This window comes from Rubripirellula amarantea (assembly GCF_007859865.1).
In the GTDB taxonomy this organism is placed as follows: domain Bacteria; phylum Planctomycetota; class Planctomycetia; order Pirellulales; family Pirellulaceae; genus Rubripirellula; species Rubripirellula amarantea.
The window spans coordinates 656906-672933 of sequence record NZ_SJPI01000001.1; the positions used below are offsets into that span (position 1 = coordinate 656906).

The 16028-nt window shown below is 53.1% G+C and carries 8 protein-coding genes; 6 read left to right on the plus strand and 2 right to left on the minus strand.

From position 1 onward, the window contains the following. Positions 1–78: 78 nt before the first annotated feature. Complete coding sequence (locus tag Pla22_RS02460; protein ID WP_146513187.1) at positions 79–7071, plus strand: PKD domain-containing protein; 6993 nt, start codon at positions 79–81, stop codon at positions 7069–7071. Positions 7072–7305: 234 nt separating this feature from the next. Here Pla22_RS02460 and Pla22_RS02465 read toward each other — a convergent pair whose 3' ends face one another. Then, positions 7306–8370 carry a beta-ketoacyl-ACP synthase III gene (locus tag Pla22_RS02465; RefSeq protein ID WP_242631752.1) on the minus strand — a complete coding sequence of 355 codons (1065 nt, stop codon included), beginning with the start codon at positions 8368–8370 and terminating at the stop codon, positions 7306–7308. Between the two features lie 131 nt (positions 8371–8501). On the opposite strand from Pla22_RS02465, the gene Pla22_RS02470 reads away from it, so the two are divergent. Continuing rightward, positions 8502–9578, plus strand: coding sequence for a S26 family signal peptidase (locus Pla22_RS02470; protein ID WP_146513188.1), 1077 nt, complete (start codon positions 8502–8504; stop codon positions 9576–9578). Here Pla22_RS02470 and Pla22_RS02475 read toward each other — a convergent pair. After that, entirely contained in the window at positions 9559–11055 is a 1497-nt protein-coding gene (locus Pla22_RS02475; protein WP_146515185.1) for a CoA-acylating methylmalonate-semialdehyde dehydrogenase, read from the minus strand. The genes Pla22_RS02470 and Pla22_RS02475 overlap by 20 nt on opposite strands. A 112-nt stretch (positions 11056–11167) precedes the next feature. Here Pla22_RS02475 and Pla22_RS02480 point away from each other — a divergent pair, with 112 nt between their 5' ends. Genes Pla22_RS02480 through preA form a run of 4 tightly spaced genes read left to right on the plus strand, consistent with a single transcriptional unit; the run spans position 11168 to position 16028 of the window. Continuing rightward, a complete protein-coding gene (locus Pla22_RS02480) occupies positions 11168–12040 on the plus strand; it encodes a nitrilase-related carbon-nitrogen hydrolase (RefSeq protein ID WP_146513189.1) in 873 nt (290 codons plus the stop codon). Positions 12041–12053: 13 nt separating this feature from the next. Further along, positions 12054–13514 carry a uracil-xanthine permease family protein gene (locus Pla22_RS02485; protein ID WP_146513190.1) on the plus strand — a complete coding sequence of 487 codons (1461 nt, stop codon included), beginning with the start codon at positions 12054–12056 and terminating at the stop codon, positions 13512–13514. After that, entirely contained in the window at positions 13514–14887 is a 1374-nt protein-coding gene (locus Pla22_RS02490) for an aspartate aminotransferase family protein (protein WP_146513191.1), read from the plus strand. The genes Pla22_RS02485 and Pla22_RS02490 overlap by 1 nt, the downstream gene beginning before the upstream one ends. Before the next feature lie 4 nt (positions 14888–14891). Next, positions 14892–16028 (plus strand): NAD-dependent dihydropyrimidine dehydrogenase subunit PreA, encoded by a 1137-nt coding sequence (gene preA / locus Pla22_RS02495; protein WP_146513192.1) that lies wholly within the window; start codon positions 14892–14894, stop codon positions 16026–16028.

The following is a 16028-nucleotide window of genomic DNA, read 5'->3' on the forward strand; positions in this document are numbered from 1 at the left end:
TTTCCAATCTCCAGTTTCCAGTTTCCAGTTTCCAGTTTCCAGTCTTCCGCCCCAGACCTCTTGCCTAGAATCGCCCTCATGTCGAAACGCAACTCTGCTACGAATACTTCCAAACGCAGCACCGCTCGCCGCGTGAACCAGAACCGACGACGAAAAGGTCGTTTCGAACGACTGGAAGATCGCCGCTTGATGGCAGCGGACTTAATCCGCGATTTGTACGACGTTAACAGTGCTCCCGCACCGAACGAAGGTATCGCGGTTGGAAATGTGGCCTACTTCGCCAACGAAGATTTGTACGGAAGTGAATTGTGGAAGAGCGATGGAACCGTTGCGGGGACCCAACGGGTCATGGATATATGGGAAGGCTCGCAGAGTTCATACCCCAAAAAGTTTGTAGCGTTCGATGACGGTGCTGCGTTTTTAGCAAGAAGCTACAACGATCTCTTGGAATTTAGTCTCTCGTCAGTGTGGATGACTGACGGAACCGAAGATGGGACCAAACTATTGGCAGAGGGAATCTCGACCTATCAGGCTCCGGTCGATGTTGACGGAAAACTGTTCTTTTCGGGCTACGACTATGCGGAAAGTGATGGATGGGGAATATTCCAATTTGATCCAGCGACGGGAGTCACCTCGGAAGTGTTGTCGGGACTAGAAAGCGACCCACTCAATGGCAACGTCCAAGCCGTGGGCGGAAAGTTGTTCTTCACCCATGATGATGAAGGGGGTGGTGAGGAGTTGTGGGTCAGTGATGGAACCGAAAGTGGAACCAAGCTTCTTAAAGAAATTCAAGACAACGCAACTGCCTACAACTATGGCTACGGAAGTTACCCAGGCGATTTCACCCCTTCTGACGGTTTGCTTTTCTTCACGGCAACCCAGAATTCGACCGGCCAAGAATTGTGGGTTAGTGATGGCACCGAGGTCGGTACTTTCATGTTGAAGGATATCCACACGGGTATCAGTCCTAATTATCCCACAGAGGCTTCTATCGGCAATTCTTCTGTGCCTCACTCCCTAACTGCGGTCGACGGCACCTTGTTCTTCATTGCCGAAGATGGCACTGGAAACCGCCTCTGGAAAACCGAGGGGACTGCGGAAACGACGATCAAGCTGAGCGATGTGGACGATGTGGCCTACCTTACCGAAGCCGGCGGCACGTTGTTCTTCTCCGCCTACCATGAAGAGACCGGCACCGAGTTGTGGTCGAGCGATGGAACGGTAGATGGCACCGCTCTCTTGAAAGACATTTACGAATCACCGTCGGGCGAATATGGATACTTTTACTCCAGTTACCCCGAAACCCTTGCCGAATACAACGGCCAACTACTTTTCATTGTGGCTAACGAGGCTGGCGACAAAGTGCTGTATCGGAGCGACGGCACCTCGGAAGGCACCGTGCCGGTCATCGCCACAGATAGCCGTTTTCATCAGCAGCGTTCGATCGTCGGTAACGCGGCGGGCTATCAATTTTTCACACTTAGCCAATCAAGCGAAGAACTTTGGCGAACCGACGGCACGACCAGCGGAACGGTACTGGTCCAGAGCAACGTTGGTGGAGATTACGACGCATTAGGAAATACCTTCTTAGCGGATGACTTCCTGTTCTTCACCCAACCTAATTTAAGCGACCTTCTTGTGACCGAAGGTGGGGAGGACGACTCGATCGCTGTGACCAGCAACTACAAAAGCAACAATTCCGGAACCCGCTATTCCTTCGAAGCTCTCGGTCAATGGGTGACGTTCACAGACGATGGCATCTGGATTTCCGACGGAACATCGGCGGGAACCGTTAAACTCGCCGATCACGACAACAACTTAGGCTATGGTGTGAACGGCTCACATTTTGCGTTCGGTGCAGATCTAGGGAATGGATCATTTGTTTTTGCAGGGGCCCCTTACTCCGCAGATGGCATGTACATAGGTGCCGAACCTTGGATCAGCGACGGCACGCCTGAGAACACTAACTTGCTTGTCGATATCCCTGGTAATTATAGCGGGTCACATCCATTTGATTTCCAAAGAGCTGGCGACGACGTCTACTTTACGACGTATGGCGAACACTTCGGATACGATCTATGGAAAACTGACGGTACTGAATTGGGAACCGAGCTGGTAACCAATCCCAGCGGTGCTCCTCATTTTACTTACCCCGGTCGAAAGACTGCCGTTGGGGACCGCCTGTACTTCGTGGCGCAAGGTGGCGGCTACTCTACCCCTCACCTTTGGACCATCGGCCCGGACGGGGGCAACGCGGAACAAGTTCTAGACGTTTTGACTGGCGAGCCCATTTTGGATCCAGGCAATTTCATCGATTTCAACGGCAAGCTAGCACTTACTGACTACGTCTCCTATTGGACGTCACTCCAGCCGACACCATGGATCGTTGATGAAGCCGCGGCAACTCAACTGTCAACAACGAGCGTGCAAGATGACTTCGAACTATTTGAGGGCGAACTGTACTTCGCATCCAACAAAGATGAAATTTGGAAGACCAACGGAGAAGTGGAAGGCACTGTCCGAGTTGTAAACCTTACCGAATCCATCGATGGCTACGACTACTACTACAGCAAGCCGGGCGAATTGACCGCGGTCGGCGATCAATTGTTCTTCACCGCGATTGACGACGCGGAAAACTACAACGACCAAGTATCACTTTGGGCACTCCGTGATGGTGTCGCTTCCACAATCATGGAATTTGAACTTGCCAGTAACTATGAACTGTTCGACTTGACGGCTTACCAAGACAAGCTGATTTTCTTTGCAAATGACGGAGTTCATGGAATTGAACCATGGATCAGTGATGGTACGGCACAAGGCACCGAATTATTCAAAGACATTCACCCGATTCTAGGCTCAGGATCCGTTAGAAAACTGCAATCTGATTCTCTTGTCATCGACGAGCAACTGTTCTTCGTTGCCGATGATGGAATCACCGGAGATGAGCCATGGCGAATCACATTGCCAATCGTCGAAGTTGACGCCCCGTTGTTCGAAGGCGACGAAGCAGACGTCGTCACTGCGACAGGCCGCATTCGATTTGCGGAAACCATTGAAGCCGACTTTGGTAACGTGGTCGATAACGGCGACGAAACTTGGACATGGACCGGTAGTTTGCCTGATGGTCCTGCGAACCAAACAGTGACGTTAACGGCGACCGATAGCGACGATTTCATTACGACAGCAACGTTCGAACTTATCGTGAATAATGTCGAACCCATTGTCGTACTCGGCAACGATTTTACTGTTGCTGAAGGAACTGAGTTCGAACTGGACATCACTAACTTAGTGGACCCTGGGCTAGACACCGTCACCAGTTGGACCGTCGACTGGGGTGATGGGTCAAGCGACCAATATACTGAAGCTGGAATTGTCAGTCACATTTACACGGACGGAATGACCACCGCGAACATTTCGGTCAGCGTTGAAGACGAAGACGGATCGTTTGAGGATGCAGGCTCATCAACCGTTACGATCGAGAATGTGCCGCCCACGATCGTATTATCCGGCGAAGCTTCCATCGATGAAGGACGCCCTTACACGTTGACCCTTGGCGACATTACTGATCCGGGCGACGACGTGGTTGTGAAGTGGACCGTTGACTGGGGCGACGGTACTACCGACGTTTACACCGAAGGCGGCGACGTTGAACACGTTTACGCCGACGGCGATTCATCCATGCTGATATCGGTAACTCTTGAGGACGAAGATGGCATTTTCCCGATGGCAGAAACATTGAATGTCGATGTCATCAATGTTAAACCGACGATTGAATTGTCGGGTGATTTTGAAGTGAACGAGGGGGCGACGTATTCACTGACTCTCGGCGAAATTACCGATCCGGGTGAAGACACTGTGACCGAGTGGATCGTGGATTGGGGCGACGGCACTACTGACACTTACACTAGTGGTGGAGTAGTGGATCACGTCTATTCCGACGGGGATTCTTTCCCGACCATCTTTGTGACGTTGCTCGACGACGACGGTACTCATCAGGACGTTGCATCGATTGATGTGTCTGTCTTGAATGTGGCTCCCAGCATTTCGATCAGTGGTGCATCGAGCGTCATCGAAGGTGGCACGTACACGCTGACGTTTGTCGGAGTCGCTGATCCGGGCGACGATCTGGTAGATACTTGGTTTGTCGATTGGGGCGACGGCAACACAGAAAGCTTTAGCTTCGGTCCCAATGGTGGAACTGCTGAACATGTCTATGCCGACGGTGACAGCGCATCCACCATTTCCGTTGGTGTTGAAGACGAAGACGGTCTCTATTCGGACCTTGAAGTCATCGAAGTCTCTGTAATCAACGAAGCCCCCACTACGGAAATCACGGGTGATTCGACAGTCAACGAAGGAGCCACTTATTCACTTACTCTCGGTGACATCGTGGATGCGGGAGATGACACCGTTTATCGCTGGACCGTGAACTGGGGGGACGGCAATACGGACACTTACAGCCAAAACGGCCTGGTCCAGCACACCTACGCAGACGGCGATATCACAGCCACGATCTTGGTAACGATCGAAGATGAAGACGGCGTCTATGTTGATGTTGCTTCCAAAGTCGTTGAAGTTCTCAACGTAGCACCGCAAATTGCGTTCAGCGGGCCGGACAGCGTAGCCGAAGGCGTTACCTACACGCTCAATCTTGGTGCAATCACGGATCCAGGTGTCGATACAGTTTTCTCGTGGACCGTGAATTGGGGCGATGGAACATCCGACACTTACACCGAGGGTGGCGATGTTCAGCACACCTACACTGATGACACCCCTTCCGCATTGATCACCGTTGGGCTCGAAGACGAGGACGGCATTCACGAAGCGGCCAACACAATCACGGTGGAAGTTACGAATACGGCTCCAAGCATCGAACTAACTGGCGATGCAACCGTGCTGGAAGGCTCAACCTATTCGCTGGCTCTGAGCGAGATAATTGACCTTGGCGATGATACGGTGTCTTTAGTCACGGTGAATTGGGGGGACGGGAAGTCCGACACTTACGATTCGCTCGAACTACCGACCGCGGTTGACCACGTCTTTCAAGACAATGCACCGGTGTACAACATCACCGTTGAGTTGACCGATGAGGATGGCGATCATACGTCGCCTCAAACCTTGGCTGTTGAAGTGATCAACGCGCCACCGACGATTGACTTAGGTGGCGACATCACACTGAGCGGAGTCGGCGAGGTTAATTTTAGCCGCAAGGAATTGGCGGTAACCGATCCGGGTCTATTGGACACGCACACCGTGACCGTCGACTACGGCGATGGCAGCGACTTAGAGACATTCGCTTTGGATTCCAGTCGAGAATTCCAACTCAACCACATTTACCGATATCCCGGTGTCTACACATTATCCGTTTCAGTTGATGATCAAGATGGCGGCATCGCAACCGACCAAATCCAGGTCACTGCCGACGTTCAATTGGGATTCGCCCTCGGCGATACCGGTCGGGGAATTGCGGTTGCCGATAACGCAACTGGTGTCGGCTACATCATGTACAGTGCCGAGATCGTGCAAGAACGTTTCACTGCGGCACCACCGCGTCTCGCTGCCCAACAACTCGTAGCGGTCCGTAACGTTGGTGGCCAATGGCAATATAACGACAACAACGCGTGGTTTGACTTTGAAGCAGTCGACGGCGATCGTTTGCTAGCCTCGGTCGATTTTGATTCCGACACGATAGCGACGCTGCACGGGTCGCTAGGTATGGTTGCCGGGATTGCCAGCGGGTACACATCGGGCGATCTCGACGTATTTGCCAATCAGTACAACGGTAAATATGGTCTTGGCGAATTCACGGTTTCCGGAAGTCACTTTGTGATCGGTGGTTCGGGTCAAACAAGCGGACTAGGGGAACTTGGTGGCGGCATTGCGGTGAAAGAGGATGCTAGTGGCACCGGATACCTGATGTATAGCAAGCAGAGCGTGCATGATCGCTTTGTCGATCATGCACCTCGACCAGCCAACGCCGACCACGTGATTGCTGTTCAGTATGCCGATGGCCAATGGTCCTACAACAATGACCTCGGATGGTTCAGCTTCGATCCTGCGGGCACCGACCGCTTGTTAGCGGCTGTTGATTTCGACAACGACACAGCGACCTCATTAGAAAATAGTGCGGCAGTAATCGAGGGGATCATTGCTGGTTACCCTATCGGCGATCTCACTTTCACGGCGAACGAGTTCCGTGGTGTTGCGAATGTCGGCGAGTTTTCCGTTTCGGGTACGTTCTTCGAAAACCGCTATCCGGGTCTCTACGACATTGGTGATTTGAAGTTTGGCGTCACCGCTCAGGATAACGGGACTGGAACAGGCTACTTGATGTACACGGCGGAGGACGTGCAGTCGCGTTTTGCCGCCAACCGCCCATCATACGCACACAGTTCGAACTTGATTATGGTTCGGTTCCACGCCGGTGCATGGCAATACGACAACAACACCGCCTGGGTAGAATTTACTCCGACGACGACGGATCGTTTGCTCGCCGACGTTGATTTTGACAACGACACGATCGTTGGTTTGATGATCGGATCTGATGGCGAACTTGCTCCCGTTGAAGGCATTTCGGTCGGTTACGTCGATAGCGACTTAGCCTTCTTTGCCAACCAGTACAAAGGTCGAATCAATCCAGGAGATTTCGAAGTCAGCGGGACGTTCTTTACCACGGGCACGGTGTTCGAATCGTGGTCTGACGAAAGCATGAGTAATCCTGATTCGTCACATCCAAGCCCCTTGCTGATGTCCTCCCGATTGGATGTCACTGGCGAAGGCAACGTGACTGCGTTGGACGCTCTGCAAATCGTGAATCATGTGGGAATGCAAACAGGCGAAAGCGAATCTGTTTTGCCATTGCAACTTGCCGACCGAGTCGATCGACTCGACGTCAACGGCGATGACAAGGTCAGCGCCCTAGACGCATTGTTAGTGATCAACGCGTTAGCACGACAAGAGTTTACGCCTGCACCACTGGACAATGGCCTGGGTAATGGCCTCGATGCTGACGAAGTCGACGAAGCATTTGCTGATGCGCTTAGCGATTGGCAAGAACCAAGCTTGTTCTAGACGTTGCTTTCGGCGAATAGCGAAGCTTTGGCTGGACGGTATGAATGCTGCGAGTTTCGCGATTGAGTGATTGAAATATTACTCAGTCGCGAAGCGGTGGCTCAATACCGCCAGAGATCAAACTGGGGCACAGATTGAAGTTGGTTGCTACTGCAAGCAGCGTCTTGTCGCTTCAGTTGGCCGGAGGCATGGTTGCAGGCTACCAACAACGCCAGGATGTTCCGCGAGCGACAACTACCAACGCATCACGGCAGTGCCCCAAGACAATCCCGCACCGAAGCCGCAAAGCAGAACCAAGTCGCCGGAACTGATTTTTCCATCACGCACGGCTTCGTCGAGCGCAAGTGGAATGCTGGCACCGGACGTGTTGCCGTAGCGGTCCAAGTTCACAAAGACGCGGTCTGCAGGCACGTTCAAGTCGGAAACGGCTGAATCAATGATTCGCTGGTTCGCTTGGTGCATCACCACTAACGCCAAATCAGTGGGACAGACGTTAGCAGCAGCAAGCACGTCCTTAGCGCTTTCGTCGAACACTCGCACCGCCCACTTAAACACACTTCGGCCATCCATCGTGAGGTACTGATGCCCCTCGTTGTAAGTCTCTGGCGTAGTGTGCATGCGTGTGCCGCCGGCGGGAATGCACAACATTTCACCGCCACAACCTTCGCTGCCGAGTTGGTAAGCGAGGATCTCGCCCCCGTCGGTTGTGTCCGGAGTCAGCAAGACGGCTCCCGCTCCATCACCGAACAAGGGATAGGTCTTCTTGTCTTCAGGGTTTACCGTGCGGCTCATTAAGTCCGCACCAACGACAAGTACACATTGGTTGTTACCCGCGGCAATGAATTGAGCCGCGGTGATCATGGCGTACATGAATCCGGCACACGCGGCGTTGACATCCATAGCCGGTGCCACTGCACCAAGTCGGCGTTGCAGATGACAAGCCGTCGATGGGGTGGGGTGATCAGGGGTGATCGTCGCGACGATGATCAAATCAATTTGGTCTGCGGTCACACCGGCCGATTCCATGCAACGGGTCGCCGCTTCGTAACAAAGGTCGCTGGTCGCTTGGGTCGGATCAGCGTGGTGACGCTGCTTGATTCCCGTGCGTCGGATGATCCAATCGCTATCGCATCCAAGTTCGGCCAGGTCTTCGTTCGATACAACGTTACTTGGCACGTACGACCCGGTCGACGCGATTCGCACCGACTTGACTTTCCCCATCCGGCCTCGAGTCGAAAGCGGAGACGTTTGATCGTTAGAAGCGGGGTCTACCGTCGCGTAAGAATTGGATTCAGCCATGCGTGGGGCGGTGTTGAATTGAGTCAGGTAAGATAAGAACGAGGTGCCGTCACCACTGTGTTGAAAGAGCCCGAAAGTATAGCCGGATTCGATTTTCGTTGTTAGATCACACTCCCCGACGCCGATTACTGATGTCTGCGATTGCAGTGCTGGGCATTGCCGCACCGCTGTGGGTGATGTTTGATTCAAGGCAGCCCGATCGTCCCACCGCCGATTTCGCCGTTTCGGGATTCTCGATGGCCCCCACCTTGCTGGGGCCAGCGGAAATCCTGAAATGCCCGCAATGTGCCTACTCTGGCCCGTTCCCCATCCATGTCTCTGATATCTCGAGCGGTCCCGGTGCTATTGGCCAGGACGGTCATCAAGCTACGGGACCTTGCCCCCAATGCGCAGCCAAACTCCAACGCACCGGCCAGATTCGCCCCGCAGACCGACTGATTCGAACCGACCAGCAGGCCCCCATCCGTCGCGGCGATCTGGTAGCGATCTCGCGAGCTAGCCAGGAACACGTCAAACGCATCGTCGCCGTCCCGGGCGATGTGATTGACCTTAATGGAGATCAGCTCACCACCAATGGCGAACCCATCCAAAAACTGCTTTGGCGAGATGACCTTGTCACGGCAAAGCCGACCGTTTTGGTATACCAAGATACCGACCAGTTCAGTTCGAGATGGCAACGGCAAGACGACTGGTTCATCTATCACCACGTTAATCCGTACCGAGGTGGAACCCCTAGCCCTGTCATGGATGACTATGCGGTCAACCTCAACATCGCTCGTCGTCTAGAACCGGCAACAGATCTTTACGTGACCGATACGCGTGACGGCCAATTGCTGCGGGATGCAGAGGTAAGAATATGGAAACCGGATGCGGGCGAACTATCAAAGCCTCTCGTTGGCCCGACGCATCCCATTGCTATCCGCTGGTACCATTCAAACGACCCAACCAATGAAGTTGATAACCGGCTATGTCAAATCGAGGTTCGACGATTGATCGTGTACCGCCTTGGTCCGCGAGACGACCGATCAAAGTACCCGATGCATCTGGGTGACAACGAATACTTTGTCCTGGGCGACAATGTTCCTATCTCCGTGGACTCACGCGAATGGGGCACCGTGTCAGCAAAACAAATCCTGGGACGTGTTTCACTAGTCAGATCACCAGTCGGCTTGTCGAGCAACGCGACTGCTAGGTCGACGACCCCGTAGGTCCGACTGAGTTCCATACCGGGTCGACGTGCGATTCGTCTTTGGATTCAAACCACCGTGTCAGCGTCATCTTCTGACGCGTATAGAAGTGGACTCCTTCGGTGCCCTGAATGTGCAAGTCGCCAAAGAACGATTGATTCCATCCCGTGAACGGAAGCCAAGCCATTGGCGCCGGCACGCCCACATTCACACCGATCATTCCTGCATTGAAATGGCGTTTAAACTCGCGTGCCGCATGTCCACTTTGAGTGAAGATAGATGCACCATTGCCGTAAGGGCACGCCTTACCAACTGCAATCGCGTGCTCAAGTGAATCGGCCCGCACGACCGATAGCAGCGGACCAAACACCTCTTCTTTCCAAAGTGGCATATCGATCGTGACCTGATCAACAACGCTCGGGCCAAGCAAAAATGAATCACCGGCTTCAACGCTTCGACCATCTAACACTACCGACGCGCCGCTTGTCTTGGCAATGTCGAGATAGCTAGCGACTCGATCACGATGCTCGCGACTAATCACTGGCCCCATCTCGGCGGCATCATTTCCATCGGTGACATCAACATTGATCGAACCAGCATGATCAACCAAACCTTCGATTAGCGAGTCACCGACACGGCCCACCGCGACGGCAACACTGCCAGCCATGCATCGTTGACCGGCACATCCAAAGGCGGATGCGGCTAACGCCTTGACGCTTTGATCAAGGTCAGCGTCGGGCATGATGATCAGGTGATTCTTGGCACCACCTGCTGCTTGAACTCGCTTGCCATGAGATGACCCAACTTCGTAAACGTACTTCGCAATCTTCGTCGAACCGACAAACGAAACGGCAGCAACGTCGTCATGCGTCAACAAAGCATCGACAACCTCTTTGCCACCGTGCACTAAGTTCATCACGCCATCGGGCAATCCAGCTTCAGCCAAGAGTTCGACCAACCGAATCGCTGATAGAGGAACCTTTTCACTCGGTTTGAGAATGAACGTGTTGCCGCAAGTGATCGCGATAGGAAACATCCAAAGCGGAACCATGTTGGGGAAGTTATAGGGCGTGATTCCCACACAAACGCCAACCGGATGTCGGTTCGTTTCGCCATCGACGCCACGTGCAATCTGAGGAAACGTTTGTCCGCCGATCAATGCGGGAACACTGCACGCGAACTCAACCATCTCGAGACCACGTTGTACTTCCGCTCGCGCCTCTGCATGAGTTTTGCCATGCTCGCGAGTGAGTAAACGGGCCAACGCATCGAATTCTTTTTCCATGAGTTGGCGGTACGCGAACATCACCCGAGCGCGTTCAACAACGGGTGTTTCCGCCCATGTGGGGAGAGCTTCACTCGCAGCATGGACTGCATCATCGACATCTTGCGGCGAACCCACAGGAGTTCTTCCAATTATCTGACCCGTGGAGGGATTCATCACCGCCGTTGTCTGCTCACAATTGCTGCTAGGCGTCCATTGACCACGAATGAACATGTTTAACGCTGTGTTTTGACTAGCCAAGGTTGTCTCCCGATTATGTTTGCTTGTTACATTGGTACCATCGTAATTCCAAAAACCGAATGTAACCCATCACAGGAGCAAGTCGATGCCGCGAATGGTTCGAGGAGCATTGATTCAGGCAACGTTGTGCGAAAGTGCAACATCACCGCCCGAAAAAATCAAACAGGCTATGATCGATAAGCATGTTGACATGATCGAGCAGGCCGCCGGTCAGGGCGCTCAAGTTTGTTGCTTACAAGAACTATTCTATGGCCCCTACTTCTGTGCGGAACAGGACACGAAGTGGTACTCGCTTGTCGAACGGATTCCTGATGGGCCGACCACCAAGCTGATGATGGAACTGGCGAAGAAGCACAAGATGGTGATGGTCGTTCCAATCTACGAAGAAGACATCACCGGTGTGTACTACAATACTGCTGCCGTGATTGACGCCGATGGATCTTACTTGGGTAAGTTTCGCAAGATCCATATTCCTCATTGCAATCCGGGCTTCTGGGAAAAATTCTATTTCCGTCCCGGCAACCTTGGCTATCCCATCTTTGATACTGCGATTGGAAAAGTGGGTGTCTACATCTGTTATGACCGACACTTCCCTGATGGCGCGAGATGCCTGGGACTTGGCGGTGCCGAAATCGTTTTCAATCCTAGCGCCACCGTCGCGGGTTTAAGCGAATACTTGTGGAAACTTGAACAACCTGCTCATGCAGTCGCGAACCAGTACTTCGTAGGCGCGATCAATCGCCCTGGAAGTGAATCGCCTTGGAACATTGGCGAATTCTATGGTCAAAGCTATTTCTGTGATCCTCGGGGGCAGTTCATTGCCCAAAGTGAAAAGCGAATCGACGATGACATTGTGATCGCCGACATGGACTTCGACATGATTCGAGAAGTCCGAAACACTTGGCAGTTTTTCCGCGACCGCCGTCCGGAAACATACGGGGCCATCACCGAACTCTGAACGAAAGACTACTTTGTCCACACCATCATCTCAGCAGATTTTGTACGGCCTGGATGACCGACCACCAATCGGCAAAGCGATCGTTCTGGCCTTGCAGCATGTGTTGACGATGTTCGGCTCTACCGTAGCGGTGCCGTTGATGCTGGGACCGGCTATGGGTATGAACACCTCTCAAATCGCTGTCTTAATATCGAGTGTCATGCTCTGCAGCGGCGTGGCCACCTTGATTCAATCCACCTTTGGATCGCGACTCCCGATCATTCAAGGCGTCAGCTTTTCTTTCCTAGCGGCGTTCTTCATGATCATTGCCGCGATCCATCCGGAAGGCGATGAAACAGTAGCCGCTGGTGCAGCGATGCCCTACATCGCGGGCGCCGTGATGATCGGTGCCGTCTTGGAAATGATCGTCGGCTTCAGCGGTGCGATGGGCTACATTCGCAAAGTTCTTTCGCCCGTCGTTGTGGGGCCAGTCATCATGTTGATTGGGCTGGCTTTGTACGAAGCGGGTGCTCCGATTGCATCGTCGCATTGGCCGATCGCCATTTTGACCATTTTCTTGATTGCTTTGTTTTCGTTTGTGCTATCGCGCAACCGAATGATCTTTCGGATGTTTCCCATGCTGTTGGCGATCTTAGGATCCGTCTCGGTTTGCGGGTTACTGACGTGGGTCGGCGTCTTCGGACCTGAGCATCCCGCGCGTCCAAACTTGGAAGCCTTTCACGAGGCGGAATGGATTCGTCTAACAAGTGTGGTCTTTCCTTGGGGCTTGCCGAAATTCGATATGGGTTTCATCGTCGCGGTGATGGCGGGCTACTTAGCCTCGATGATCGAAAGTTTTGGTGACTACCACGCGTGTAAACAAATGGCCGGCGCAGGTGATCCCACGGCGAAAGAAATTTCACGCGGCATTGGGTGCGAGGGAATCGGGTGTGCGCTCACCGGCGTATTTGGTGGATTCAGTTCGACCTCGTACTCAGAGAATGTTGGCTTGATCGGCCTCACCAAAGTTGGCTCTCGGTTCGTGGTTCAGATCGGTGCTGTGATTTTGATTTTGCTGGGACTCTTCGGCAAGTTTGGTGCGTTGGCCGCAGCGATCCCAACGCCAGTGGTCGGTGGTCTCTATTGTGCGATGTTTGGCTTGATCTCGGCGGTCGGGATACGTCAATTTGCAAAAGCAGACCTTTCGAGTGATCGAAACTTGTTCGTTGGCGGATTTGCGTTATTCATGGGAATCAGTGTCCAGCACTATTTCAAGAATGGCGGCGTTGAGGCAGCGCAGGCGACGTTCCCAGGCGGTGTCAGCGACGTGATCAGCGCGATCGGGCAAACGGGAATGGCGGTGGCTGCAATCCTGGGAATTGCCCTAGACAACTTTATTCCCGGCACCAAAGCCGAACGCGGCATCGAAGAAGTCGATCGCGAAGATTGCAATTTAGATTCTGAAAAACTTGTATCCGTTTCCGGAGATGCTTAATGAGTTCCGCCCAGTTGCCCCAGTTGCCGATCTGCGATCACACACCCAGACCCTATGAGGGGCCGACCAGGGACGAAGTGCTGGCGATGCGGCACCAATTCGTGAACCCTGGTGTGCTGACCTATTATCGCGATCCTCTCATGATCGTCGAAGGCAACATGCAATACCTGTGGGACGAAACGGGAAAGCGATACCTCGATGGATTTGCCGGCATCGTCACTGTCAGCGTTGGCCATTGCCATCCGCACGTTGCATCGGCGATCCGCGCCCAAGCAGGAACGCTGCAGCACACAACCACGATTTACCTACACCCAACCATCGCTCAATTTGCCGCTAAACTTGCTTCAAAAATGCCAACGAATGAGATTGGTGAAAAGCTGGACAAAACGTACTTCACCAATTCTGGCAGCGAGGCGAATGAAGTTGCGATATTGATGTCGCGTGAGTTCACGGGCAATCATGACGTGATTGGTTTGCGAAACGGTTACCACGGTGGCACTTCGCTGACGATGGGCCTAACGTCGCATGGAACATGGAAATTCCCCGCCAATCAGTCCGCCGGTATCACGCACACGCATGCGGGCTATTGTTACCGATGCCCTTATGGACTGGAGTACCCAAGCTGCAATTTGAAATGCGCCCATGACATCAAAAGTGTGATCGAGTACCAAACCAACGGCAACATAGCGTGCTTCATTGGCGAACCCATTCAGGGAGTCGGCGGTGCGGTTGTCCCACCTCCGGAATACTTCAAAATCGTCTATGACATCGTGCGTCAACATGGCGGACTTTGCATTGCCGACGAAGTACAAGGAGGTTTCGGGCGAACTGGGAAGCACTATTGGTCTCACCAAAACTGGGGTGTCAAACCAGACCTGATTACGATGGCCAAAGGAATTGGCAATGGAGCGCCCTTAGGCGGCGTGACCACCACCACGCCGATCAGTCAAACGATGACCAAACGGATTCACTTCAACACCTATGGCGGCAACCCGATATCGATGGCGTCGGGATTGGCGACAATGGAAGTGATCGATGCCGAAGGCATTCAAGAAAACGCTTTGAACGTTGGTGAACATCTAAAAAACGGCTTATTGGAACTTCAAGAAAAGCATCCGTTGATTGGTGACGTTCGCGGGATGGGTTTAATGATAGGTGTTGAACTAGTGACTGACCGAGAGTCGAAGAACCCTGCGAAACAGGAGGCGGCTGACTTAATGGAAATGACTAAACAACGAGGCCTGATTCTTGGCAAAGGTGGTTTGCACGCCAACACGATGCGAATCAAGCCTCCGATGTGCATCACCAAAGACGATGCCGATTTTATGCTGGTAACGATTGACGAGTGCCTCGAACTGATAGAAAGTCGCTAGAGATATGCCAACGCTTGAAACTACTGTCAACGGAATCAAATTCCCTAACCCCTTTGTGATTGGATCGGGGCCTCCCGGTACGAATGCTCGAGTCATATGCCGGTCATTTTCGGACGGTTGGGGCGGCTCGTCAGCAAAGACGGTATCGCTCGATGCGTCCAAGGTCATCAACGTGGCACCTCGCTATGGACGGCTGAAAGACGCCAACGGCGAACCCTATGGCTGGGAAAACATCGAACTGATCTCGACCATGTCCTTTGACCAATGGCTCGATGAGTTCAAGGAAGTCAAAGACAAGTATCCCGATCACGTCCTGATCGCGTCGATCATGGAAGAATACAACAAGGACGCTTGGTACGAGATCATCGAACGTTGCGAAGGCGCCGGCGTTGATATGTTCGAGTGCAACTTTTCGTGCCCCCACGGTTTGCCCGAACGAAAAATGGGGGCAGCGATGGGCCAAGACTACGACATCCTTGCCGAAGTATGCGGCTGGGTTGCGGACGCGGCAACAATTCCCGTGTGGGCTAAGATGACGCCTAATGTGACTCATATCGAAGATCCGTCACGAGCGGCACTCAACGCGGGCATTCATGGTATTTCGGCAATCAACACGATCCGCAGCGTGATCGGAGTGGACTTGGAAACGTTGCGACCGATGCCAACCGTTGAAGGCTATAGCACGCCGGGCGGTTACTCGTGCAAAGCAGTCAAGCCGATTGCACTTCGCATGACGATGGAAATCGCTGTCTTGATCCGTGATCATTATCCCGGCGCAACGCTTTCAGGAATCGGTGGGATTGAAACAGGTGAAGACGCCGCCGAGTTTATCTTGCTTGGTGCGGACACCGTTCAGGTTTGCACGGGAGTCATGAAGCATGGCTACAAACTTGTCCAAACCATGTCCGAACAATTACTGGCGTTTATGGAAAAGCATGGCTTCGAAACCATTGATGATTTCAAGGGCAAAGCATTGCCATACTTCACCAGTCACAGCGATTTGGTCGCACGTCAGGCCAAAGCGAAAGCCGACGCCGCAGCAGCGAAGGAAGCCGCCAAAGCCAAGAAAGGCATTACCCAGGACGAAGCATGGGATGGCGATGAGTTCGTGAAGCAAAGCGATGAACTGGCAGGAAACTAG

Bases quoted from the DNA above. Each gene is read 5' to 3' on its own strand.
- Pla22_RS02460 (WP_146513187.1), top strand. From the start codon at position 79: ATGTCGAAACGCAACTCTGCTACGAATACTTCCAAACGCAGCACCGCT.
- Pla22_RS02465 (WP_242631752.1), bottom strand. From the start codon at position 8,370: ATGGCTGAATCCAATTCTTACGCGACGGTAGACCCCGCTTCTAACGAT.
- Pla22_RS02470 (WP_146513188.1), top strand. From the start codon at position 8,502: ATGTCTGCGATTGCAGTGCTGGGCATTGCCGCACCGCTGTGGGTGATG.
- Pla22_RS02475 (WP_146515185.1), bottom strand. From the start codon at position 11,055: ATGTTCATTCGTGGTCAATGGACGCCTAGCAGCAATTGTGAGCAGACA.
- Pla22_RS02480 (WP_146513189.1), top strand. From the start codon at position 11,168: ATGCCGCGAATGGTTCGAGGAGCATTGATTCAGGCAACGTTGTGCGAA.
- Pla22_RS02490 (WP_146513191.1), top strand. From the start codon at position 13,514: ATGAGTTCCGCCCAGTTGCCCCAGTTGCCGATCTGCGATCACACACCC.
- preA (WP_146513192.1), top strand. From the start codon at position 14,892: ATGCCAACGCTTGAAACTACTGTCAACGGAATCAAATTCCCTAACCCC.